The organism is Klebsiella sp. K5-204, from assembly GCF_030128585.1.
GTDB lineage: Bacteria > Pseudomonadota > Gammaproteobacteria > Enterobacterales > Enterobacteriaceae > Klebsiella > Klebsiella quasipneumoniae.
Map to the genome: position 1 here is coordinate 405,573 of NZ_JAKUZS010000006.1, position 20,926 is coordinate 426,498.

15 protein-coding genes are annotated in these 20,926 nt (G+C 62.0%); 4 read left to right on the forward strand and 11 right to left on the reverse strand.

Going from position 1 to position 20,926, the window contains the following annotated elements; genetic code table 11:
• Nucleotides 1-251 precede the first annotated feature (251 nt).
• Genes baeR through MKR05_RS17980 form a run of 6 tightly spaced genes read right to left on the reverse strand, consistent with a single transcriptional unit; the run spans nt 252 to nt 11,319 of the window.
• Nucleotides 252-974 carry a two-component system response regulator BaeR gene (baeR, locus tag MKR05_RS17955; RefSeq protein ID WP_023290397.1) on the reverse strand — a complete coding sequence of 241 codons (723 nt, stop codon included), beginning with the start codon at nt 972-974 and terminating at the stop codon, nt 252-254.
• A complete protein-coding gene (gene baeS / locus MKR05_RS17960) occupies nt 971-2,467 on the reverse strand; it encodes a two-component system sensor histidine kinase BaeS (RefSeq protein ID WP_023290396.1) in 1,497 nt (498 codons plus the stop codon). The genes baeR and baeS overlap by 4 nt, the downstream gene beginning before the upstream one ends.
• Entirely contained in the window at nt 2,464-3,879 is a 1,416-nt protein-coding gene (locus MKR05_RS17965) for an MFS transporter (RefSeq protein ID WP_284118452.1), read from the reverse strand. The genes baeS and MKR05_RS17965 overlap by 4 nt, the downstream gene beginning before the upstream one ends.
• A gap of 1 nt (nt 3,880) precedes the next feature.
• Nucleotides 3,881-6,958, reverse strand: coding sequence for a multidrug efflux RND transporter permease subunit MdtC (gene mdtC, locus MKR05_RS17970; protein ID WP_284118454.1), 3,078 nt, complete (start codon nt 6,956-6,958; stop codon nt 3,881-3,883).
• On the reverse strand, nt 6,959-10,081 hold the full coding sequence (locus MKR05_RS17975; RefSeq protein WP_284118455.1) for an MdtB/MuxB family multidrug efflux RND transporter permease subunit: 3,123 nt from the start codon (nt 10,079-10,081) through the stop codon (nt 6,959-6,961).
• A complete protein-coding gene (locus MKR05_RS17980) occupies nt 10,081-11,319 on the reverse strand; it encodes an MdtA/MuxA family multidrug efflux RND transporter periplasmic adaptor subunit (RefSeq protein WP_284118457.1) in 1,239 nt (412 codons plus the stop codon). The genes MKR05_RS17975 and MKR05_RS17980 overlap by 1 nt, the downstream gene beginning before the upstream one ends.
• Nucleotides 11,320-11,619: 300 nt before the next feature.
• Between MKR05_RS17980 and MKR05_RS17985 the strand changes: the two genes are divergently transcribed.
• A complete protein-coding gene (locus tag MKR05_RS17985) occupies nt 11,620-12,894 on the forward strand; it encodes a dicarboxylate/amino acid:cation symporter (RefSeq protein ID WP_109547120.1) in 1,275 nt (424 codons plus the stop codon).
• 274 nt (nt 12,895-13,168) lie between these two features.
• Here the strand turns inward: MKR05_RS17985 and MKR05_RS17990 are convergent, their stop codons facing one another.
• The 5 genes from MKR05_RS17990 to yegD form a co-directional block, all read right to left on the reverse strand.
• Nucleotides 13,169-13,780 (reverse strand): transcriptional regulator, encoded by a 612-nt coding sequence (locus MKR05_RS17990; RefSeq protein WP_023290390.1) that lies wholly within the window; start codon nt 13,778-13,780, stop codon nt 13,169-13,171.
• Between the two features lie 116 nt (nt 13,781-13,896).
• The gene (locus MKR05_RS17995; protein ID WP_004146563.1) at nt 13,897-14,037 is read right to left on the reverse strand and encodes a small membrane protein; all 141 of its coding nucleotides are present in this window, start codon (nt 14,035-14,037) and stop codon (nt 13,897-13,899) included.
• Between the two features lie 237 nt (nt 14,038-14,274).
• Nucleotides 14,275-14,979: a response regulator transcription factor gene (locus MKR05_RS18000; RefSeq protein WP_080901732.1), complete on the reverse strand. Its 705-nt coding sequence runs from the start codon at nt 14,977-14,979 to the stop codon at nt 14,275-14,277.
• A 14-nt stretch (nt 14,980-14,993) separates the two neighbouring features.
• Nucleotides 14,994-16,850: a sensor histidine kinase gene (locus MKR05_RS18005; RefSeq protein WP_101992260.1), complete on the reverse strand. Its 1,857-nt coding sequence runs from the start codon at nt 16,848-16,850 to the stop codon at nt 14,994-14,996.
• A 289-nt stretch (nt 16,851-17,139) separates the two neighbouring features.
• A complete protein-coding gene (gene yegD, locus MKR05_RS18010; protein WP_284118460.1) occupies nt 17,140-18,492 on the reverse strand; it encodes a molecular chaperone in 1,353 nt (450 codons plus the stop codon).
• Nucleotides 18,493-18,628: 136 nt separating this feature from the next.
• Here yegD and alkA point away from each other — a divergent pair, with 136 nt between their 5' ends.
• The 3 genes from alkA (at nt 18,629) to dcd (ending at nt 20,905) form a co-directional block, all read left to right on the forward strand.
• Complete coding sequence (alkA, locus tag MKR05_RS18015) at nt 18,629-19,477, forward strand: DNA-3-methyladenine glycosylase 2 (RefSeq protein ID WP_102006413.1); 849 nt, start codon at nt 18,629-18,631, stop codon at nt 19,475-19,477.
• Nucleotides 19,478-19,591: 114 nt separating this feature from the next.
• Nucleotides 19,592-20,233: a uridine kinase gene (udk, locus tag MKR05_RS18020; RefSeq protein WP_002912442.1), complete on the forward strand. Its 642-nt coding sequence runs from the start codon at nt 19,592-19,594 to the stop codon at nt 20,231-20,233.
• Between the two features lie 90 nt (nt 20,234-20,323).
• Nucleotides 20,324-20,905, forward strand: a complete 582-nt coding sequence (dcd, locus tag MKR05_RS18025) for a dCTP deaminase (protein WP_004151145.1) — start codon at nt 20,324-20,326, stop codon at nt 20,903-20,905.
• The last annotated feature ends 21 nt before the right edge of the window (nt 20,906-20,926 follow it).

Here is a 20,926-nt window from a genome sequence, read left to right on the forward strand (position 1 = left end):
ATTAAGGGCGGGCATTGTAGCGCCGCGGCGAAGGGGAGTAAATATCAGTTGGGTATCTTTCAGCATGGCTAATTTGTTTGCCATTTTGAACCTGGGCAGTGCTCATACTGACAGCACTAATAACGCCTGGAGGGATAGGCTCTATGGAATTCCCCCGGGTTGCGGCGTAAACGCCTTACCCGGGCTGCGGATTGCAGACGGCGGTGAACGTGTAGCCCGGCTAAGCGCAGCGCGAGCCGGGAAAAGGCTAACTACGCCAGCCGGCAGGCGTCCGCTTCCCAGCGATAGCCAACCCCGTATACGGCGCGGATAAACGACTGTTCGGCGTCCAGCGCCTCCAGTTTGCGCCGCAGGTTCTTGATGTGGCTGTCGATGGTGCGGTCGGTCACTACCCGATAGTCGTCATACAGATGGTTGAGCAACTGTTCGCGGGAGAAGACCTTCCCCGGCTCCTGGGAGAGGGTTTTCAGCAGCCGGAACTCGGCGGGGGTGAGGTCCAGCAGCTTGTCGCGCCATGAGGCCTGAAAACGCCCCTCGTCGACAATCAGCGGGCTCTGGGCGTCCAGCGCCTGCAGGTCGCGCTGCGGCTTGCAGCGGCGGAGAATGGTTTTCACCCGGGCGACCACTTCCCGCGGGCTGTAGGGCTTGCAGATATAGTCGTCGGCGCCGATCTCCAGCCCCAGCAGGCGGTCGATCTCTTCGATTTTCGCCGTCACCATCACCACCGGAACGTCGGAGAAGCGGCGGATTTCCCGGCACAGCGTCAGGCCGTCGGTGCCGGGCAGCATCAGATCCAGCAGGATCAGATCCGGCGGGGTCTGCCGAACGTAGGGCAGGACCTTATCGCCATGGTTAATCAGCGTAGGCGCATAGCCGGCGGCCTGCAGATAATCAATCAGCAGCTGGCCGAGCTTGGGTTCATCTTCCACGATCAGAATGCGCGGGGTGTTTTCATCTACAGGCAATTCAGTCATACGTCTCTCGGTAAATCATGTTCCAGAGGTAACTCAACTTTAATGCTAACCCCGCCAAAAGGCGAATGGTCGGCGCGCAGGGCGCCGCCGTGGGCCGCTACGATATTGAGGCAAATCGCCAGCCCGAGGCCGGAGCCGCCGCTGGCGCGGTTGCGCGATCCTTCCGCCCGATAAAAGCGTTCGCACAGGCGGGCCAGCTGCTCATCGCTGACCCCGGGGGCGCTGTCGGCGAAGTCGATCACCAGCATCCGTCCGCTGCGGCGGGCGGTAATGTGCAGGCTGCCGCCGCTGTCGGTATAGCGCAGGCTGTTCTCCAGCAGATTGTTGAAGAGCTGCATCAGGCGGTCGCGGTCGCCGAAGATCATCGCCTGCTCCGGGAGCGACACCTGAATGCTCAGCTGCCGGCCGGCGAAGCGCTCGCGAAACGCGCCTGCGGCCACCTCCAGCAGGGTGATGATATCCAGCGAGGTTTTCTGGTAGGCCAGCGCGCCCTCATCGGACATCGACAGCTGGTGAAGGTCGTCCACCAGCTTGGTGAGGGTGGCGACCTCGGCCTGCAGGGAGGGAATGGACTCAGGAGTGAAGCGCCGGACCCCGTCCTGAATCGCCTCCAGTTCGCCGCGCAGCACCGCCAGCGGGGTACGCAGTTCATGGGAGATGTCGGCCATCAGATCGCGACGCATCTGCTGGTTGCGCTCCAGGGTGCTGGCGAGCTGGTTAAAATCCTGCGCCAGGCGGCCGAGCTCATCGCCGCCGGTCACCGTCACGCGGGTGGAAAAGTCGCCCGCCGCCAGCTTATGGGTGCCTTCCACCAGCCGCTTCACCGGCGCCAGCAGGCCGCGGGCCAGCGGGAAGGTGGCCAGCGCGGCAAGCAGGGTGGCAAGGGCAACGATCAGCCAGCTGGTGCGCTTCTGCTGCCGGTCGAAGTTAATGTCGGTATTGCGGGTTAGCCTTTCCACCGGCGAGGCGATCACTCTCCCTACCTCCACGCCGTTGACCATAATGCTGCGCTGGCTGCCGTCCTCCGGCACGCGCTCGCGGGGGCCCACCAGCACGCGGCCAGACTGATCGACCACCCAGAACATGGTGCGCCAGCCGTGGGGCGGCATTTCCGGCCTCGGGCGCGGGCCGTCAGGGGGGCCATCCGGCGGCGGCCCGTCCGGACCGGCGTCCGGCGCGTCCATCGCCCCCGGCTTCATGGCGTGCCCCGGCGGCGAGCGGTCGTCATTATCCCGTTCGAAGGTGCGCAGCAGCTGGAAGATAAAGCGGTCGTTGTTGCGCAGAAACGCCCAGCTGCCGTGCTGGGCATACTGCTCGCTCAGCGCGTCGCTGAGCATGGTTAACCGCTGCTCATTGCCGCGCTTGATGTAATCGATAAACCCGCGTTCGAAACTGATGCGCACCGCCCAGTGCATGCTGATCAGCAACACGATGCAGGTGGCGAAAATAGCGAGGAACAGCTTGCCGGTAATGCCCGGGCGCCAAAATTTCACGATCCACTCCTGTTGCGTCGACGAATGACGGTATTACTGCCGAGGTCATCCGGTACCCGGGAAAAGATGAGCGCTGGCAGGGCGATGATCGCCGCCATGCTCAGATAGGTATAGAGAAAGATCTGATGGGTGCCGGCGGCGTCGAGGCTCAGATGCTGCTGGCCGTACAGCCCCAGCAGCAGCCCGGCGATGGTCACGCCAATGCTCATCGACAACTGCATCACCATCGACAGCAAACTGTTGCCGCTGCTGGCCAGATCGTCGGGGAGATCTTTCAGGGTCAGGGTATTCATCGAGGAGAAGCGGCTGGCGTTGATCATCCCCTGCAGAAACAGGATCAGCGGCAGCACATAATACCAGCCCGCCAGGGCGCTAAACATAAACAGCAGGCTGACCGCCGCCAGCCCCAGAGTGCTGGCGACCAGCACCCGACGATAGCCGAAGCGGTTGACCACCTGGACCACGATCCGCTTCATCCCCATGCTGCCGAGCACCATCGGGATCATCATTAGTCCGGCGTGGAAGGGGCTAAAGCCGAGGCCGATCTGTAGAAACACCGGGGTCATAAACGGCAGCATGCCGCTGCCGATGCGCCCGGCGAAGCTGCCGCCGAGGCCAAGGGAGAAGGTGCGGTTGCGAAAGAGGTTGAGGCTGAACAGCGCCCGGGCGTTACCGCGGGCATGCCAAAGGTACAGCAGCAGGGCGGCGAGACCGATGGCCACCAGTCCCGCCAGCCAGCGTGTCGATATGCCGAGCCCTTTCTGGCCGTCCAGGGCCAGGGTCAGGGGCGCCATCCCGGCCGCCAGCAGCACAAAGCCGGCGAGATCGAAGCGCCGGGTCTGCATGGTGTAGTTGGGCATCAGGCAGAGGGTGGCGATGGCCCCGACGATCCCCACCGGGATGTTAATAAGGAAGATCCAGTGCCAGGAGGCGTACTCCACCAGCACCCCGCCCAGCGCCGGGCCGAGCAGGGGGCCGACCTGCCCCGGCAGAGTAACGAAGGTCATCGCCGCCATGTACTGATCGCGCGGGACGATCTTCATCACCGTCAGGCGGCCGACCGGCACCATCATTGCGCCGCCGACCCCCTGCAGCACCCGGGCCATTACCAGCTGGTCGAGGGTGCTGGCCTGGGCGCAAAACATCGATCCGGCGGTAAACAGCACGATGGCGGTAAAGAAAATATTGCGCACCCCGACCCGGTCGGCCAGCCAGCCGCTGGCCGGGAGCATCACCGCCACCGTCAGGACATAGGAGACGATGATCATATGCATATGCAGCGGACTCTCTCCGAGGCTTTTGGCCATCGAGGGGAGGGCGGTGTTGACGATGGTGGTGTCCAGCGACTGCATAAAGAAGCCGAACGCCACTATCCATAGCTGCCAGCGCACGCTGGCCGGGAGGTCTGTCATCTTATTCGCTTACCGGTTGAGTGGAATGACGCGAAAAACGCAGCCGCAAACGGTCAAAGAAAAGATAGACCACCGGCGTGGTGTAGAGCGTTAACAGCTGGCTCATCACCAGACCGCCGACGATGGTGATCCCCAGCGGCTGGCGCAGCTCGGAGCCGTCGCCGCCGGAGAGCACCAGCGGCAGGGCGCCGAACAGCGCGGCGAGGGTGGTCATCATAATCGGCCGGAAACGCAGCAGGCAGGCCTGGAAAATCGCCTCTTCCGGCGTCAGGTTGCCGGTGCGCTGCGCCTCAAGGGCAAAATCAACCATCATGATGGCGTTTTTCTTCACGATGCCAATTAATAACATGATCCCGATAAGGGCGATGAGGCTGAACGGGGCATCGAATATCTCCAGCGCCAGCAGCGCGCCCACCCCGGCGGAGGGCAGCGTCGAAAGGATGGTCAACGGATGCACATAGCTCTCGTAGAGCATCCCCAGCACGATATAGACCGTGGCGATGGCCGCGAGGATCAGGATCACCTGCGCGTTCATGGTCTGCTGGAACACCTGAGCGGTACCGGCAAAGGAGCCGCGTACGGTGGACGGCACCCCGAGCTGGGTCATCGCGCGGTTAATCGCCTCGCTGGCTTCCGACAGCGAGCGGCCGGTGGGCAGGTTAAAGGAGATAGTGGACGCCGCCGACAGCCCCTGGTGGTTCACCGACAGCGGGGCGTTGGCCGGCTGCCATTTGGCGAAGTAGGCCAGCGGGATCGGCTTGCCCTCGCTGTTGATGACAAACATCTTATCCAGGGCGCTGACGTCCTGGGTATAGGCCGGGTCGACCTGCATCACCACTTTATACTGGTTCAGCGGCTGGTAGATGGTGGAGATCTGCCGCTGGCCGAAGGCGTTGTTCAGCAGGTTGTTGGCGTCCTGAACGCTGATGCCAAGGCGCGACATGGTATCCCGGTCATAGACCAGGTCCATTTCGGCGCCATTGTCCTGCTGATCCGAGTTGACGTCCGCCAGCTCAGGCAGCGCCGCCAGCGCTTTGCGGATCTTCGGCTCCCATTCGCGCAGCGCCGACAGGTCATCGGACAGCAGGGTGTACTGATAGCTGGCGTTCGACTGCCGGCCGCCGACGCGGATATCCTGCACCGCCATCAGGAACAGATTGGCCCCGGGCTCGTTGGCCAGTTTTTTGCGCAGCCGGTCGATCACCTGCTGCGCCGTCTCGTGGCGCTGGTCGCGCGGCTTGAGGGTGATAAACATCATCCCGCTGTTGACCCGCGAGCCGCCGGTAAACCCGGTGACGTTATCCACCGCCGGATCTTCGCGAATGATCTGCATAAAGTCCTGCAGCTTGCCGCGCATCGCCTGGAAGGAGATGCTCTGGTCGGCCTGAATGCCGCCCATCAGCACCCCGGTGTCCTGCTCCGGGAAGAAGGTTTTCGGGATCGAGATATAGAGCCAGACGCTGAGGGCGATGGTGCCCAGCACCACCAGGCCGGTCAGGCGGCTGTGCTTCAGCACCCATTTTAACGACTTACCATAGCCACCCTGCATTGCCACCAGCAGGCGGCCAAAGCCGCGGTTGCGCGTCGGCTGGTGGGGTTTGCCGCTTTTCAGCAGCCAGCCGCACATCATCGGCGTCAGGGTGAGGGAGACCGCCAGCGAGATGCCGATCGCCACCGACAGGGTGACGGCGAACTCGCGCAGCAGGCGGCCGGGCAGGCCGCCCATCAGCAGCAGCGGCAAAAACACCGCCACCAGCGACAGGCTCATCGACAGGACGGTAAAGCCGACCTCGCGGCTCCCCTGCAGCGCCGCCTGCAGCGGTTTCATCCCCGCCTCCAGATGGCGGGAGATATTCTCCAGCACCACGATGGCGTCATCCACCACGAAGCCGGTGGCGATGGTCAGCGCCATCAGCGACAGGTTGTTAAGGCTGAAGCCGCACAGGTACATGGCGGCGAAGGTACCGATCAGCGAAACCGGAACCGCCACCGCCGGGATCAGCGTCGCGCGCCCGGATCGCAGGAAGAGGAACACCACCAGGATCACCAGCGCCACCGAAATCACCAGCGTCTGCTCCACCTCCTCCAGCGAGGCGCGAATAGTCGGCGAGCGGTCCTGGGCGATCTGCAGATCGATGGCCGCCGGAATGGTCTGCTGCAGCTCCGGCAGGCGGGCGCGGATGCTGTCCACCGTCTGGATGATATTGGCTTCCGGCAGTTTGCGGATCATCAGCAGGATCGCCGGTTTGGCGTTGGTCATCCCGGCGTTGCGCACGTCCTGCACCGAATCCGAGACGGTGGCGACATCCCCCAGCCGCACCGCGGCGCCGTTCTGGTAGTGGACGATCAGCGGCTGATAGTCGGCGGCGGTCTTCAGCTCATCGTTGGTCTGCACCTGCCAGCGGTGGGCGCTTTCCTCCAGCGCCCCCTGCGGTTTGCGCACGTTAGCGTCGCTGATGGCGGTGCGCACCGCGTCCAGCGACACGCCCTGGTTAAACAGCGCCTGCGGGTTGAGATCGACGCGCACCGCCGGCAGAGAGCTGCCGCCGACGTCGACATCGCCGACGCCGTCGATCTGCGCGATGGTCTGCGCCAGCTGGGTGGAGGCGAAATCATACAGCTCACCCTGGGAGTAGGTGTCCGAGGTCAGCGTCAGGATCATGATCGGCGCATCCGACGGGTTGGCTTTGCGGTAGGTCGGACGGCTCGGCATCCCGCTCGGCAGCAGGCTTTGCGCGGCGTTGATCGCCGCCTGCACGTCGCGCGCCGCGCCGTTGATATCGCGGTCGAAGTTAAACTCGAGAATGATGCGGGTGCTGCCGAGCGAGCTGGAGGAGGTCATCTCATTGACCCCGGCAATCCGCCCCATGGAGCGCTCCAGCGGGGTGGCCACCGACGAAGCCATGGTCTCCGGCGAGGCCCCCGGCAGCGAGGCACTGACCATGATCACCGGGAAATCCACCTGCGGCAGCGGGGCCACCGGCAGCAGCCGGAAGCCGAGAATGCCGCACAGGGTGATGGCCAGCGAGATGAGGATCGTCGCCACCGGGCGGTAAATGAAGAGGGCGAAAAACTTCACTTACGCCTCCTCTTCCTGACGCGGGAAGCGGCGCTTCAGATGCAGCGACAGGCGGTCGAACAGCAGGTAGATCACCGGGGTGGTGAACAGGGTCAGCACCTGGCTGAGCATCAGACCGCCGACCATGCCGATCCCCAGCGGACGCCGCAGCTCGGCGCCGACGCCGGTGCTCAGCATCAGCGGCAGGGCGCCGAGCAGGGCGGCGAGGGTGGTCATCAGGATCGGGCGAAAACGCAGCAGACAGGCCTGATAGATCGCCTCCCGCGGCGGCATACCCTGCTCGCGCTCGGCGGCCAGCGCGAAGTCGATCATCATGATGGCGTTCTTCTTCACGATGCCGATCAGCAGAATAATGCCGATGATGGCGATCACGTCCAGCTCGCTGCCCGCCAGCCACAGCGCCAGCAGCGCCCCGACCCCGGCGGTGGGCAGGGTGGAGAGAATGGTGATCGGATGGATGAAGCTCTCATACAGCACCCCCAGCACGATATACATCGCCACTACCGCGGCCACGACCAGCCAGACGGTGCTGCCCAGCGCCGACTGGAAGGCCAGCGAGCTGCCCTGGAACTGGGTGCGGATATCGGTCGGGAAATCCAGCGACTGTTCGGCGGCGAGGATCGCCTCCACCGCTTCGCCGAGCGAATAGTTGTCCGGCACGTTAAACGAGATGGTGGTCACCGGGAACTGATCGAGGTGGTTCACCGACAGCGGGGTAAAGCGCTGCTCCACCGTGGCGATGGCGGTCAGCGGCACAATGCCGCCGTCGCTGCTGGTCAGGCGGATATTATCCAGCGCCGCCAGGCCCGGCGTCGCTTCGGTATCCTGCTCAAGCACCACGCGATACTGATTCGCCTGGGTGTAAATGGTGGAGATCAGCCGCTGGCCGAAGGCGTTGTACAGCGCGTTATCGACGTCCGCCATCGAGATGCCGAGGCGGCTGGCGCTGTCCCGGTCCACTTTGATGTAGGCGGCCAGGCCTTTGTCCTGCCAGTCGCTACTGACGTCGGCCAGCTGCGGCTGAGCCTGCAGGCGGCTGAGCAGCGGTGGCACCCAGGTGCTCAGCGCCTCGAGGGAGTTCGCCTGCAGTGTGAACTGGTACTGGGTGCGGCTCACCGTGGTGTCGATGGTCAGATCCTGGGTCGGCTGCAGATAGAGCGCCACGCCGGGGACGCCGGCCACCGCCTGCTGCAGACGGCTAATCACCGTCTGAACGCGGTCGTCGCGTTCATCCAGCGGCTTGAGGTTGATCTGCAGGCGGGCGCTGTTCAGCGCCGGGTTGGTGCCGTCGACGCCGACAAACGAGGTCAGGCTCTCCACCGCCGGATCCTTGAGGATAATGTCGGAAACCTGCTGCTGGCGCTGGGCCATGCTGGCGAAGGAGACCGACTGCGGCGCCTGGAGGGTGCCCTGGATAATGCCGTTATCCTGGATCGGGAAGAAGCCTTTGGGAATAAAGATCCACAGCAGGATCGACAGCGCCAGGGTGCTCAGGGCGACGCCGAGCGTCAGCCACGGATGGTTCAGCACCCGGCTCAGCCAGCGGCCATAGACGGCGATCACCCGGTCAAAGAAGCGCTCGCTGGCCCGCGAGAAGCGGTTCTGCTTTCGCAGCGATTCGTGGCTTAACATGCGGGCGCACATCATCGGCGTCAGGGTCAGGGAGACCACCGCCGAGATAAGAATAGCGACGGCAAGGGTGACGGCGAATTCGCGGAACAGGCGGCCGACGATATCGCCCATAAACAGCAGCGGGATCAGCACCGCGATCAGCGAGAAGGTGAGGGAGATAATGGTGAAGCCAATTTCCCCTGCGCCTTTCAGCGCGGCGGCCAGCGGTTTCTCGCCTTTTTCGATATAGCGCGAGATGTTCTCGATCACCACGATGGCGTCATCCACCACAAAGCCGGTGGCGATGGTCAGGGCCATCAGCGTCAGGTTGTTGATGGAGAAGTCGAGGAACACCATCACCGCGAAGGTGCCCACCAGCGACAGCGGCACCGCGACGCCGGGAATAATGGTCGCCGGGACGTTGCGCAGGAACAGATAGATGATCATCACCACCAGGGCGATGGCCAGCATCAGCTCAAACTGCGTGTCGCGCACCGAGGCGCGAATATTGGTGGTCCGGTCGGAAAGAACCTGCACCTTCACCGATTTTGGCAGGCTCTCGGTAAGCTGCGGCAGCATCTGGCGAATGCTGTCGGCGGTGTCGATAATGTTGGCCCCCGGCTGACGCTGGACGTTCATCACGATGGCCCGCTGCTGGTTGGCCCACGCCCCCAGCCAGCTGTTCTCTGCGCCTTGTTCGACGCTGGCGACGTCGCTAAGGCGGATCGGCGCCCCGTTCTGATAAGCGATAATCAGCCGGCGGTAATCCTCAGCGGACTGCATCTGATCGTTAGCGGAAAGCGTCACCGCGCGGGCCGGGCCGTCGAGGCTGCCTTTCGCCGAGTTAACGTTGGCGCTGGTGATGGCGGTGCGCACGGTTTCGCTGGTCAGGCCGAGGGCGGCGATGGCCTGGGCGTTCAGCTTGACCCGCACCGCCGGGCGCTGGCCACCGGCGAGGGTCACCAGACCGACGCCGGAAACCTGGGAGATCTTCTGCGCCACCCGGGTCTCCACCATATCCTCCACCTGGGTCATCGGAATGGCCGAGGAGGTGACGGCGAGGGTCATGATCGGCGGATCCGCCGGGTTGACCTTGCTGTAGACCGGCGGGTTGGGCAGATCGCTCGGTAGCAGGTTGGTGGCGGCGTTAATGGCCGCCTGCACTTCCTGCTCGGCGACGTCCAGCGGCAGGGTCAGCTGGAACTGGAGCGTGACGACCGAGGCGCCGCCGGAGCTTTGGGAGGACATCTGCTTAAGGCCGGACATCTGGCCGAACTGGCGCTCCAGCGGGGCGGTGATGGCGGAGGTCACCACGTCCGGGCTGGCGCCCGGATAGAGGGTGACCACCTGGATGGTCGGGTAATCGACCTCCGGCAGGGCGGAGACCGGCAGAAAACGGTAGCCGATGATCCCGGCCAGCAGGATCGCCACCATCAGCAGCGTGGTGGCCACCGGACGCATAATAAATAGCCGGGACGGGCCGCCGGTGCGGCCTGGGGGTAACACCTGCATCAGGAACGCGCTCCGTGTTTACCGCTCTGGCGTGGGGCGGGCTGCGCCTGCTCGCCGCTGCTGGCGGTGACAACTTCCACTTTCGCCCCTTCGGTCAGGCGGTCAATCCCGTCGGTGACCACGCGATCCCCGGCGGAAAGCCCGGCACTGATCACCACTTTCTGGCTGTCCTGAATCCCCGGAATGACGCTGTGTTTGCTGACCTTATTCTCATCGTTCAGCACCCATACAAAATGCCCTTCGTTGCCCATCTGCAGGGCGGCGGCAGGGATCACCACCGCGTTCTGCTGGGTATCCACCAGCAGGCGGGCGTTAACGAACTGGTTGGGGAACAGGGCGTCGTCCAGATTGCTAAAGCGCGCCTTCAGCTTGATGGTCCCGGTGGTCGCATCGATCTGGTTGTCGAGGCTCAGCAGCTCCCCGACGCTGATTTTCTGCTTATTGGTGCGGTCCCAGGCTTCGACGCTGAGCGCTTTGCCCGCTTTCTGCGCCTGCACCACCGTGGCGATGGTGCTTTCCGGCAGGGTAAAGACCACGTCGATCGGGTGCGTCTGGGTGAGAACCACAATCCCGGTGGTATCCCCGCTGGAAATCTGGTTGCCGATATCCACCTGCTTTAAGCCGACGCGGCCGTCAATCGGCGCGGTGATGCGCGTCCAGTCGAGCTGCAGCTGGGCGCTGGCGACGGCCGCTTCATCGGCCTTCACGGTGCCGGCGGATTCCACCACCAGCGACTGCTGGGTGTCGAGCTCCTGGCGGGAGACGAGGTTGGTTTTCACCAGCTGCTGGTAACGGGCCAGATCGCGGCGGGCGTTGGCCAGGGTGGCGTTATCTTTCGCCAGCTGACCCTGCGCCTGGGCAAGGGCCACCTTAAACTGGCTGGGGTCGATCTGCGCCAGCAGATCGCCGGCTTTGACCTGCTGCCCCTCCTGGAAGTGAAGGCTCAGCAGCTGGCCGTCGACCCGGCTGCGGACGGTGACGGTATTGGCCGCCGTCACGGTACCCAGCCCGGTAAGATAGCGCGGCACCGCTTGTTCGGTCGCGGTGGCGGCCTGCACCGGCGCCAGCGCGCCGCCAAAGCGACCATGGCGCGCGCCGCCCGGCCCCTGCGGACCCTGCCCGGCGGCGGGCGTCCCGCTGCCGCTCGTTCCACGATCGTGCCAGAACCAGTAGGCGGTCCCGGCGATAATCACTACCGCCAGCGCGGCGCCCCAACGACGTATGTTACTGCCTTTCATTAGTTTACGGTCTCATCCTGAAGCGTTTCGCTGAATGATACTAGTTTAGTGAGGGAAGGGGCCGTAAAAATGGAGGAATTATGAAAAGAAGGTTGAGAAATGTCTGGATAACGGCGGCGATGGCGGGCGGTCTCGCCGCCGATTTCCGGGGTGATATCAACTTTTAGTTTAAAAAAGTAAAAAATAGTTGTATCCGCAAGGGCTTTAATTAGATTTATGCGGTGAATAAATCAGTGCATTTCCATAATAATAAAATATGCACTTAAAAATCAACGTGTTGAATAATCAGGGGTCATTGCTGTGGCAAACGCAAACAAACTCACGCTCTTCATCGTCATTTTTATGCTGATGGGGATCCTCTCCGGCGCGGCTATCCATGCCTACGCGACGCCGACCACCATCTCCGCATGGGCAGACAACATCACGCTGCTGACCGATCTGTTTCTGCGCTTAATCAAAATGGTCATCGCGCCGTTGGTGTTCAGCACCCTGACGGTCGGTATTATGCGCCTCGGCGAGACGGCGACCATTGGCCGGGTGGGCGGTAAGGCGATGGTGTGGTTTATCACCTCGTCGGTATTATCCATTCTCGTCGGGCTGGTGATCGTCACCTTCCAGCACCCGGGCGCCGGGCTAAACCTGACGGTGCCGAAAGAGGCGGTGGATACCGGCCTGGCGGTCAGCGGCATGAACCTGAAAGGGTTCCTGTCGCATACCATACCCACCAGCATCACCGAGGCGATGGCCAACAACGAGATCCTGCAGATTGTGGTGTTCTCGATGTTTTTTGGCATCGCCGGCGCGTCGCTGGGGGAGAAGTTTAATGCGCCGCTGGTGGCGGCCCTTAACGTGGTGTCGCACATTATGCTGAAGGTGACGGGCTATGTGATGTACGTTGCGCCGCTGGCCATCTTCGCCGCCATCTCGTCGGTGATTGCCTCGCAGGGGCTGGGAATTTTGCTCAACTACGCTTCGTTCATTGGCGGTTATTACCTGGCGGTGCTGCTGACCAGCGCGGTGCTGATTGCCGTCGGCTATATGGTGCTCAAGAAAGAGGTCTTCCGCCTGCTGAACATGCTGAAAGATCCGGTGCTGGTGGCCTTTACCACCAGCAGCTCGGAAGCGGCCTATCCGAAGACCCTCGAGCGGCTGGTGAAGTTTGGCTGTTCGCGCAATATCGTCTCGTTCGTCCTGCCGATTGGCTACTCATTTAACCTCGTCGGCTCGATGGTTTACTGCTCCTTCGCCGCGATGTTTATCGCTCAGGCCTATAACGTGTCGCTGAGCTTCAGCGAGATGACGGTCATGATGCTGACCCTGATGCTGGCCTCAAAAGGCATCGCCGGGGTGCCGCGCTCGGCGCTGGTGGTGCTGGCGGCCACCATTCCCAGCTTCCATATTCCGGTTGCCGGGATCCTGCTGCTGATGGGCATCGACCACTTCCTCGATATGGGTCGCTCCGCCATCAACGTGCTGGGCAATGGCATCGCCACCGCCATGCTGTCGAAAAATGAAGGTCTGCTCACCGACGAGGAAGCGCAGCCGGACTGGGAAGCGGAAAAAGTGGAAGCCTGATCCTGCCGCGCCCTCGCGCAGAGGGCGCCATTCCACATGGAAAAAAAGACCCCTGACAGGCACGTCAGGGGCAATGTGACGAAGTATCAGTTTTCCTCGTAAATAGTCTTTTTTCTTATATAAAGGCGCGCGGTAACGTCTTTATACCGAGGAAGCGTCAGAGTTTAACGTTATGTCTGGCAGCGCTGGCGCTTTTTTAGCATTCAGCGGCTATTTTCAGATTTCCGACAATATAGCCAGGTGAAAATCTTATTTTCTTCTGCACGCTATTTGCCTACCAGCGCTCACGTAACAGATTCATAAACTGGAAAAAGTCGTGGTTATTATTCAGGCTGTATTTTTCCATTATCTTATTCTTATGATAAGCGGCGGTGCGGGGGCTGACGCGCTGCAGGGCGGCGATTTTACTCATATCGAGACCTTCGAGAATACCGTGCACCACGGCGGTCTGGGAGCGCGACAGCACGCGATGCGGGCAGCTGGCGCAGCTGAGCTCCCGGCCTGCGTCGTCGGTGGCCGAAGGCGCCATACAATGCTGGAGCTCGCTTTTAATAATCGTCAGCAGTTGCGGAATACTGGCCGTCTTGAGCGAGACAAAAATGACCCCTTTCAGGCAGTTAATCATGAAATCCTCTTCCGGCAGCTGGTCGTAGCTGTGGAGGATAATCAGCGAACTGCCTTTTTTCCTGTTTTTAATCAGCGTATTGCACAGGTAGATTTCGCCGGGGATCACTTCGCAAATGATGATGTCTTCCCCTGACAGGTCATTATTCCGCCAGGAAAAGCGCGCCCGCTGATCGCCCCGGGTGAGGTCATTGACCATGGCGACCAGCGATTCACGGACAAAGGTGTTACGGGTATTGATGGTGACATTAATGTTTCTCATGGCGTTATTTCCTTACGCAAAAACATAACGCCATGCTGTGACACATCCTCCGGGCGTATGCGGTGTGTTGACTGTATTAAAGTGCCTACAATATGTTTTTATTATTCTACAGTGAATTATTTACGACGCATTGAACGCTTATCGTTGAAGGTAAATTTCTGCCGTCTCCTGTCTTTCAGATAGGAAATAAAACTGTATACAGAGATGCTGAAGAAAAAAATGCATAGCAATAAAACTAACCACGTTTGCATGGCCATTGTTTATACCTTGTTTGTGTTGCATGGTGTCAGAATTTGCCGCGAACGGCTAATACGTTTTGTTATATGCTTTTCTGTCCAATGAAAATCATACGACATCATCCTTATGTAGTAGCACTATAAGAAAGTTCTTAAGGTCATCGTCAGTCTCATTCCTCTCATTTCTCTCAGAAAATGAGAAAAATTAACACTTGCGAGTCATTCATATCCAGCATGGCCGCCGACATACCCCGTCCATCAGGAGATAAAGGCCAGCCCCTTACCAAAGATGGCGCGTACGGGCAGGTGGATCCCTTGCTGGCGAGCCTTGTGGCGCAGGCGGCTAACCACCACGTCGATGCGGTGCAGGTCAGGCTCGCTTTCATGGGCGAACAGGCAGGCATGGAGATCCAGCTTGCTGCACACTTCGTTGCGATTGCGCATTAAGAGCTCCACCAGGCGATATTCCTGCTGGGTTAACTCCAGCGTCCGGGCGTCGGGTGAGATCAGTTTATCTTCGTGCAGACGCCACAGCCCGGTGGCGGGGGGTGAGACGGCGCTGGCCGTCTCCGGCGGCGGGGAGGCCGCCGGGCGATCCTGCTGCAGGCGGGCGCCGAGGGCGGTCAGGGTCTCCGCGAGGTGGGCGAAGTTAACCGGCTTGATCAGGTAAGCATCCGCCCCGAGGCTCAGCGCCTGCAGTTTATCCTGCTGCTGGCCGCGGGCGCTGACCACCACCAGACCGTAGTGGCCCAGCTCATGCAGGTAGCTCAGGACGCTGAAGCCATCCTCGCCGGGCAGACCGATATCAATCAGCACGATGTCCACCGGATGGCTGTGCAGCTGCCGCCAGAAGGCTTCGGCGCTGCACGTCCCCCAGACCTCGAAGCCGCGATAGCCCAGCCAGGCCAGCAGTTCATCCAGCAGATCGGGGTTATCTTCAATTATCGCCAGCCGTAAAGCCATGCGTCGTTCTCCTCTTAAGCAACCGTGGGGAGGGTTAGAATAAAGGTGCAGCCGTCCGGGCCATGCTCGGCCAGCCACAGTTTGCCATCATGAGCCTGCACGATCTGGCGCGCAACATACAGTCCGAGACCGGTGCCACCCGGCACTGGCGATGTATGTTCTCCGCGCCGATAGCGCTCAAAGATCAGTTCCGCCTGCCCGGCGGGGAGGCCAGGACCGTAGTCGCGAATGCGCAGCTCTGTTTGCCCGGCATCGGCGTGAATATCGATGGTGATTTCGCCCGGCGGCGAATACTTGACCGCGTTATCCAGCAGGTTGGCGATGGCGATGCACAGCAGGCCGGCGTCGGCCTGTAGCTGCGGACTTTCCACCGCGCCGTGATGGCGAATGTTCAGGTAATGGTCGTGGGAGATAGCCACTACCGAGGCCGCCATAGTGATCACCGTCAGCAGGGCGGTCTGCTGGCGGTCGACGTGCAGATCGTGGGAAGCGAGGCGGGCGTCGGCGAGGCAGTTATCGGTGAGCTGCACCAGACGGGTGGCGGCGCGGCCGATGCGATCGAAGCGCGCCTCCTGGCTGTCCGACGCCGCCGAGAGGCGGAGATTCTCCAGCGCGGCCTGGATCACCGCCAGCGGGGTGCGGAATTCATGCGCCACCATGCCCATAAACTGCCGCTGGTGGAAGCTGGCCTCACGCTCGATCTGCAGCTCGCGCGCCAGGCGCTGCTTCTGCTCCAGCTGACGGTTTTCAGCCCGCACCCGCAGGATGGCAATGATCAGCACCGTAATGATGTGGACGATCAGCGCATACTGCCAGAGGGAATAGATCGCCATATGAAACGGGATAATACCGTGGATCGACAGCTGCACCAGCACCGCGGCGGCGACATAGAACGGCGGCAGGAGCCCCAGCAGGAGGGTGTTGCGGTCGATAGCTTTTTTGCGCCACAGCCACCAGGAGGTGAAAAGCAGCACCGGAGTGATAATGATAAAGATCACCCCTTCAATCTGCATGGCGAGGCCGTAAAACCCCAGCGGAATGCTGACCTGCAGCAGCAGGTTGAGCGCCACGGCGGCGATCAGCAGCCGGTAAAGCCGCGGCATATTTTTCTTCAAATCAAATATCTCGCTGTGCAGCCACAGGGCGGTGGCATAGCTGAACAGGGAGAGGCTGCTGATCATAAAGTCCTGGAAGGGCAGCGCGGCGTGGCCGAAAAACCACTCCGGGAAACCGTGCAGGGCGGCTACCAGCGGATAATTGAGCGAGAAGAAGCAGATGCCCCACAGCAGACGCCGGCGCAGGGCCAGGGCCAGCCACAGCGCCACGCCGCTGGCGACCGCCGCGAGGCCAAAATAGAAGCTCCAGAAGGCGGTGTCGGCGGTGGCCCGCTGCAGATAGGCCTGCGGAGAAGAGAGGGAGGCCAGCAGGATCAGGGTGCTGGTGCTCTGCAGGCGAAAGACCATCTCATAGCCGGCGGCGGTGGGCGGCGGAGGGAGGATCAGCACGCTTTCCCGATAGTGGAGATCGCTCTCCCGGGCGATGTCACGGTCGCCAAAGGTCCGTGCGGTCCACGGCGCGTCGCTGCCCAGTGGCCGGTAATAGAGAGTCAGGTGGTCGACGAAAGAGGGGCCAATCTGCAGCCAGCGCGACTCGCCGGCAAACCAATCACCCGGCAGCTCGCTGCGCAGCCACAGGGTTTTGCGTGAATAGCCGAAGGAGGGGATTTGCCGGGTGGTGGCGAGCTGGTCCACGGGCAGGTCGGCAAAGCGATCGATGGTCATCTGGCCGCTGTCGTCCGCGTACCATTCGACGGGGATATCTGTTCCCAGTTGTCGGGGCGCCGACTGCGCCTGCGGGGCGATCAGCAGCAAGAGCAATCCGCAGCTGACCAGCCAGCCTGCCAGGAACCGCGGCCGGCAACGCCGGACCGCTGCGAAGATCGCAGACACCCTTTTCAATCACGCCCCCTTGCGGCATGGAAAGATTACTGACCGCAGACGACTGGCTACGGTATGGATAATACGCCCCCGGAAGCGGAGGAAAGTGGACAGGCCTGTCCGGACGAACAGGCCATTTTGCGTGGGAGACCAGGAATATTCCAGCGTAATCTGCAACGCCGCGATCAGGACAGACCTGCTGCGCGGCAGCGCCGGGCAAGGGCTAGCGGAAAACCACCTGCGCCCAGCGGGCCAGCCCGGCGGTTACTGAGCCAAAATCATCGCCACCGGCCAGCGGAATACCCGGGAGCTTGGCCGCCAGCGCCTTTTTGATCAGCGGTGAGCGGGCGCTACCGCCGGTCAGATAGATCACGTCCGGGGTGGTCTGGCTGCTGTCGAGGGCAAGCTGCACCTGTTCCATAATGCGGCTCAGCGGCTGATCCAGCGCCGCTTCCAGCCCCTGCCGGGCGAAGGCGGTGGCCAGCTCGTCCTGAATAAACGGCAGCGCGGTCTCGACGCTGTCCGCGCTGGAGAGGGCGATTTTGCTCTCTTCGGCGCTGCGCACCAGACGATAGCTCAGGCGCTGACGCCAGACCTTCAGCAGCAGGGCCACTTTATCGGCATCCCGGGCGCTGCGCAGCAGGTCGTTAAGCAGACGGCCGTTGGCGGTGCTGTAGAAGTCGCTCTGCGCCGGGACGTCGTTGATCGCCACCGCGTTCCACCACGGAAGGATCGGCAGCGCGGTGCCTTTCTCCGTTTCGCCGCCCATGCCAAGCAGGGGCATCAGGCATTTGAAGGCCAGGGCAATATCGAGGTCGTTACCGCCGATGCGGCAGCCGCTGTGGCCGAGCAGGCTCTGCTGGCGGTCGGCGCGCTCCCGCCACTGCGGGCCCATCAGCAGCAGGGAGCAGTCGGTGGTCCCGCCGCCGATATCGACGACCAGCACCCGCTTCTCTTCACTGAGGGTGGCTTCGAAATCCAGCCCGGCGGCCACCGGTTCAAACTGGAAGACCACATCGCGGAAACCGGCGCGGAGGGCGGCCCGCTCAAGGATCCCCTGCGCCTGGGCGTTGGCTTCGTCGCCGCCGAGGCCCTGGAAGTTGATCGGCCGGCCTATCACCGCCTGGTCGATCTGCTCGGGCAGCTGGCTTTCCGCCTGCAGCTTGATGTGCAACATCATGGCGCAGACCAGGTCTTCAAACAGGGCCACCTGCTGCGGCTTGAGGCCGCTGGCGCCGAGGAAGGACTTTGGCGATTTGACGAAGTAGACCTCTTCCGGATCTTCAACATACTGATGCAGGGAGGCGAGGCCGAACTGCACGCTGTTGCGCAGCACCTCAATGTCTTCGTCGCGGTTGGCGGCGATGGCCCGGCGCAGCAGCGCCTGGTTTTCGTCGCTGTGGGTCGGCACCTCGTGATGGCGATAGAGCCACTCGCTGACCGCTTCGCGCGTCGGCGCGCAGAGCATGGAAGGCAGCAGCGCGCTGCCGTTTTCCAGCGTCAACAGCTGGGGCTTGTTTTCCCGCATCACGGCCACCGAACAGTTGGCGGTGCCGTAGTCAAAACCAATAAACATCGTCTGCAAAATCCCCATGCCGGTGAAGAAGGGGGGCGACTTTAGCGGATCGCCGTCATGCCGACAACCGGAATTTAAAAGCAAGGCGCTGACGGTGAAGGGCGACTATCATTGAAACGCTATATAAGGAGAGCTTATGGTGCTGTTACCCTGGACCCCGCCCTACGACTGGGGGTGGATGGTTGGTTTTCTGCAGGCGCGCGCGGTCGCCGGCGTCGAGCGTTTTCATGACGGAGGCTACAGCCGCAGCTTTCGCGTAGCAGGCCACGGCGGGCTGATTCATCTGGCGCCGGACGAGGAGGCGCAGGGCCTGCGGGTGACGCTCTCCCCGGGGCTGCAGCCGGTGGCGGAGATCTGCTATGCGCGAATTGGCCAGCTGTTTGATCTGGCCTGCGACCCGCAGCAGGTCGCTCGTACGCTGGGCGACCTGGCGCAGGCGCGGCCGGGGCTGCGCCTGCCCGGGGCGCTGGACGCTTTCGAACAGGCGGTGCGCGCGGTGCTCGGCCAGCTGGTGAGCGTGGCGATGGCCGCCCGGCTCACCGCCAAAGTGGCGGCCGGCTGGGGCGAACCGCTGGCGGACGCCCCCGGCTATGTTCTATTCCCGACGCCGGAGGCGCTTTCCCGGGCCGATGCGCAGGCGCTGAAGGGGCTGGGGATGCCGCTTCGCCGCGCGGAGGCGCTGATCCACCTTGCCCGGGCGGCGCTCAGCGGCGAGCTGCCCCTGACCGCGCCGGCGGATATCGACGCCGGGCTGCGTGAATTGCAGACTTTGCCCGGGATTGGCCGCTGGACGGCCAGTTATTTTGCCCTGCGCGGCTGGCAGGCGAAGGATATCTTTTTGCCGGACGACTACCTGATTAAACAGCGCTTTCCGGGAATGACCCCGGCCGCCATCGCCCGCTATGCTCGCCGCTGGCAGCCGATGCGATCTTATGCGCTGTTGCATATCTGGTATACCGATGACTGGGCGCCGGCGGCGGAATAGCCGTCCGGGGCGCATACCACTGGTATCGGGGCGCTGAAATCCCTATAATTGCCGCGTTTGGCGGTCCGCCGCCACCCTCCATCTCTATCCAGGTTAATCAGGTCGCAAAAATTTATGACTGATATGTCCCATCAGTGCGTCATTGTAGGCATCGCCGGCGCATCGGCTTCTGGCAAAAGTCTTATTGCCAGTACTCTCTATCGCGAATTGCGTGAACAAGTTGGCGACGAACATATTGGCGTCATTCCGGAAGACAGCTATTACAAAGATCAAAGTCATCTGTCGATGGAAGAGCGCGTCAAAACTAACTATGACCACCCGAGCTCAATGGACCACAGTCTGTTGTTCCAGCACCTGCAGATGCTGAAAAGCGGCCAGCCGATTGAGCTGCCGGTCTACAGCTACGTCGAGCATACCCGCACGCCGAACACCATTCACGTCGAGCCGAAGAAGGTGATTATTCTTGAAGGGATCCTGCTGCTGACCGATGCGCGCCTGCGTAACGAGCTCAACTTCTCTATTTTCGTCGACACCCCGCTCGATATTTGCCTGATGCGCCGCATTAAGCGCGACGTTAACGAGCGCGGCCGCTCCATGGACTCGGTGATGGCCCAGTATCAGAAGACCGTGCGTCCGATGTTCCTGCAGTTTATTGAGCCGTCGAAGCAGTATGCCGACATCATCGTGCCGCGCGGCGGCAAAAACCGCATCGCGATTGATATTCTGAAGGCCAAAATCAGTCAGTTCTTTGAATAACCTGGCCGAATTGTGTAACGTGCAAAGAGTAGCCCTGTTGCCCTCTCCGCCGCGAAGCGTGCGGGAAGCAGCCTTATAAGGAGAAAGCCCATGCGTCTGTGTGACCGAGATATCGAAGCCTGGTTGGATGAAGGGCGACTGGCCATCAATCCGCGCCCGCCCGTTGAGCGTATTAATGGCGCGACGGTTGATGTACGGCTGGGTAATAAATTCCGCACCTTCCGCGGCCACACGGCGCCGTTTATCGATTTAAGCGGCCCGAAGGCCGAGGTGAGCGCCGCGCTGGACCGCGTGATGAGCGAAGAGATCGTTCTGCCGGAAGGGGAGGCCTTTTTCCTGCATCCGGGCGAACTGGCGCTGGCGGTGACCTATGAGTCAGTCACCCTGCCTGCCGACCTGGTGGGCTGGCTTGACGGGCGCTCCTCGCTGGCGCGCCTGGGGCTGATGGTGCACGTGACCGCGCACCGCATCGACCCGGGCTGGTCCGGCTGCATCGTGCTGGAATTCTACAACTCCGGCAAGCTGCCGCTGGCGCTGCGCCCGGGGATGCCCATCGGCGCGCTGAGCTTTGAACCATTATCGGGCCCGGCGGCCCGGCCGTATAACCGCCGTGAAGACGCCAAATATCGCGACCAGCAGGGCGCGGTGGCGAGCCGAATCGACAAGGATTGATAACGTCAACGGGGTGTTGCT

Excerpts from the sequence above, each read along its gene's own strand:
- baeR (WP_023290397.1), bottom strand. The coding sequence starts at position 974 with ATGACTGAATTGCCTGTAGATGAAAACACCCCGCGCATTCTGATCGTG.
- MKR05_RS17965 (WP_284118452.1), bottom strand. The coding sequence starts at position 3,879 with ATGACAGACCTCCCGGCCAGCGTGCGCTGGCAGCTATGGATAGTGGCG.
- MKR05_RS17975 (WP_284118455.1), bottom strand. The coding sequence starts at position 10,081 with ATGCAGGTGTTACCCCCAGGCCGCACCGGCGGCCCGTCCCGGCTATTT.
- MKR05_RS17980 (WP_284118457.1), bottom strand. The coding sequence starts at position 11,319 with ATGAAAGGCAGTAACATACGTCGTTGGGGCGCCGCGCTGGCGGTAGTG.
- MKR05_RS17990 (WP_023290390.1), bottom strand. The coding sequence starts at position 13,780 with ATGAGAAACATTAATGTCACCATCAATACCCGTAACACCTTTGTCCGT.
- MKR05_RS17995 (WP_004146563.1), bottom strand. The coding sequence starts at position 14,037 with ATGGCCATGCAAACGTGGTTAGTTTTATTGCTATGCATTTTTTTCTTC.
- MKR05_RS18000 (WP_080901732.1), bottom strand. The coding sequence starts at position 14,979 with ATGGCTTTACGGCTGGCGATAATTGAAGATAACCCCGATCTGCTGGAT.
- yegD (WP_284118460.1), bottom strand. The coding sequence starts at position 18,492 with ATGTTTATTGGTTTTGACTACGGCACCGCCAACTGTTCGGTGGCCGTG.
- alkA (WP_102006413.1), top strand. The coding sequence starts at position 18,629 with ATGGTGCTGTTACCCTGGACCCCGCCCTACGACTGGGGGTGGATGGTT.
- udk (WP_002912442.1), top strand. The coding sequence starts at position 19,592 with ATGACTGATATGTCCCATCAGTGCGTCATTGTAGGCATCGCCGGCGCA.
- dcd (WP_004151145.1), top strand. The coding sequence starts at position 20,324 with ATGCGTCTGTGTGACCGAGATATCGAAGCCTGGTTGGATGAAGGGCGA.